The organism is Nostoc sp. 106C (assembly GCF_002154725.1).
Taxonomy (GTDB): Bacteria; Cyanobacteriota; Cyanobacteriia; order Cyanobacteriales; family Nostocaceae; genus Aulosira.
In genome coordinates this window covers 1-2,894 of record NZ_MTAW01000030.1, presented here as the reverse complement: position 1 = coordinate 2,894, position 2,894 = coordinate 1, and the positions used below count along the sequence as shown (strand labels likewise).

The 2,894-nt window shown below is 52.2% G+C and carries 1 rRNA gene; it reads left to right on the top strand.

From position 1 onward, the window contains the following. Positions 1-25: 25 nt before the first annotated feature. A 23S ribosomal RNA gene (locus BV375_RS01480) occupies positions 26-2,854 on the top strand. Positions 2,855-2,894 lie beyond the last annotated feature (40 nt).

Genomic DNA, 2,894 nt, shown 5'->3' with positions numbered 1-2,894 from the left:
GACAAAACAGACAGCAATTGTTAGTGGTCAAGCTAATAAGGGCTGATGGTGGATACCTAGGCACACAGAGGCGAAGAAGGACGTGGTTACCGACGAAATGCTCCGGGGAGTTGGAAGCAAACGCTGAGCCGGAGATATCCGAATGGGGCAACCCTATGTACTACCTGCTGAATATATAGGCAGGAAAGAGCCAACCCAGCGAATTGAAACATCTTAGTAGCTGGAGGAAGAGAAATCAAACAAGAGATTCCCTCAGTAGTGGTGAGCGAAAGGGGAAGAGCCTAAACCAGTCGGTTTACTGACTGGGGTAGTGGGAGAGCAACAACGAATCACGGAGGTTAGACGAAGCAGCTAAATACTGCACCAGAGAAGGTGAAAGTCCTGTAGTCGAAAACTGAAGGATAGTAGCTCAATCCCGAGTAGCATGGGGCACGAGGAATCCCATGTGAATCAGCGAGGACCACCTCGTAAGGCTAAATACTACTGTGTGACCGATAGTGAACCAGTACCGCGAGGGAAAGGTGAAAAGAACCCCGCAAGGGGAGTGAAATAGAACATGAAACCATCAGCTTACAAGCAGTGGGAGGACGATTCAACGTCTGACCGCGTGCCTGTTGAAGAATGAGCCGGCGACTTATAGGCACTGGTAGGTTAAAGCGCAATAGCTGGAGCCAAAGCGAAAGCGAGTCTGAAAAGGGCGATAATCAGTGTTTATAGACCCGAACCCTGGTGATCTAACCATGTCCAGGATGAAGCTTGGGTAACACCAAGTGGAGGTCCGAACCGACCGATGTTGAAAAATCGGCGGATGAGGTGTGGTTAGGGGTGAAATGCCAATCGAACCAGGAGCTAGCTGGTTCTCCCCGAAATGTGTTTAGGCGCAGCGGTAATGAATATATCTGGGGGGTAAAGCACTGTTTCGGTGCGGGCTGGGAGACCGGTACCAAATCGAGACAAACTCAGAATACCCAGAGCACACATTGCCAGTGAGACAGTGGGGGATAAGCTTCATTGTCAAGAGGGAAACAGCCCAGACCACCAGCTAAGGTCCCCAAATCATCGCTAAGTGATAAAGGAGGTGAGAGTGCACAGACAACTAGGAGGTTTGCCTAGAAGCAGCCACCCTTGAAAGAGTGCGTAATAGCTCACTAGTCAAGCGCTCTTGCGCCGAAAATGAACGGGGCTAAGCGATGTACCGAAGCTGTGGGATTAACAAAAATTAATCGGTAGGGGAGCGTTCCGTCGTAGGTAGAAGCAGTAGCGGCAAGCAGCTGTGGACGAAACGGAAGTGAGAATGTCGGCTTGAGTAGCGCAAACATTGGTGAGAATCCAATGCCCCGAAACCCTAAGGGTTCCAGAGCCAGGTTCGTCCACTCTGGGTTAGTCGGGACCTAAGGCGAGGCCGAAAGGCGTAGTCGATGGACACAGGGTGACTAATCCCTGACTATGGTATGGGAGCATTGCTAGGGACGCATGAAAACTAGCCACACCCTGATTGGTTTGGGAGGAGTTTACGAACTCCGCGTGGTCAAAGATAGTGCCAAGAAAAGCTAGTCATGTGATGAACATATCGTACCCGTACCCGAAACCGACACAGGTAGGGAGGTTGAGAATACCAAGGGGCGCGAGATAACTCTCTCTAAGGAACTCGGCAAAATGGCCCCGTAACTTCGGAAGAAGGGGTGCCCACGAGAGTGGGTCGCAGTGAAGAGATCCAGGCGACTGTTTACCAAAAACACAGGTCTCCGCAAACTCGTAAGAGGAGGTATGGGGGCTGACGCCTGCCCAGTGCCGGAAGGTTAAGGAAGTCGGTCAGTGCGCAAGCGCGAAGCTGGCGACCGAAGCCCCGGTGAACGGCGGCCGTAACTATAACGGTCCTAAGGTAGCGAAATTCCTTGTCGGGTAAGTTCCGACCCGCACGAAAGGCGTAACGATCTGGATGGTGTCTCAGAGAGAGACTCGGCGAAATAGGAATGTCTGTGAAGATACGGACTACCTGCACCTGGACAGAAAGACCCTATGAAGCTTTACTGTAGCCTGGAATTGTGTTCGGGCTTCGCTTGCGCAGGATAGGTGGGAGGCGTTGAACTTCTCCTTGTGGGGAGAAGGGAGCCAACGGTGAGATACCACTCTGGCGAAGCTAGAATTCTAACCTCGCACCCTAAGCGGGTGTAGGAACAGTTTCAGGTGGGCAGTTTGACTGGGGCGGTCGCCTCCTAAAAGGTAACGGAGGCGCGCAAAGGTTCCCTCAGCACGCTTGGAAACCGTGCTTAGAGTGTAAAGGCATAAAGGGAGCTTGACTGCAAGAGTGACCACTCGAGCAGGTACGAAAGTAGGCCTTAGTGATCCGACGGCGCAGAGTGGAATGGCCGTCGCTCAACGGATAAAAGTTACTCTAGGGATAACAGGCTGATCTCCCCCAAGAGTCCACATCGACGGGGAGGTTTGGCACCTCGATGTCGGCTCATCGCAACCTGGGGCGGAAGTACGTCCCAAGGGTTGGGCTGTTCGCCCATTAAAGCGGTACGTGAGCTGGGTTCAGAACGTCGTGAGACAGTTCGGTCCATATCCGGTGCAGGCGTAAGAGCATTGAGAGGAGTCCTCCTTAGTACGAGAGGACCGGGAGGAACGCACCGCTGGTGTACCAGTTATTGTACCAACAGTAAACGCTGGGTAGCCAAGTGCGGAGCGGATAACCGCTGAAAGCATCTAAGTGGGAAGCCCACCTCAAGATGATTGCTCTCACTACAATAAGTAGGTAAGGTCACGGGCAGAACACCCGTTGATAGGCTCTATGTGGAAGTGCAGTAATGTATGAAGCAAAGGAGTACTAACAGACCGAGGGCTTGACCTCATCAACAATTGATTTCGCGTTACTTGCAGTCTTCAGGGTT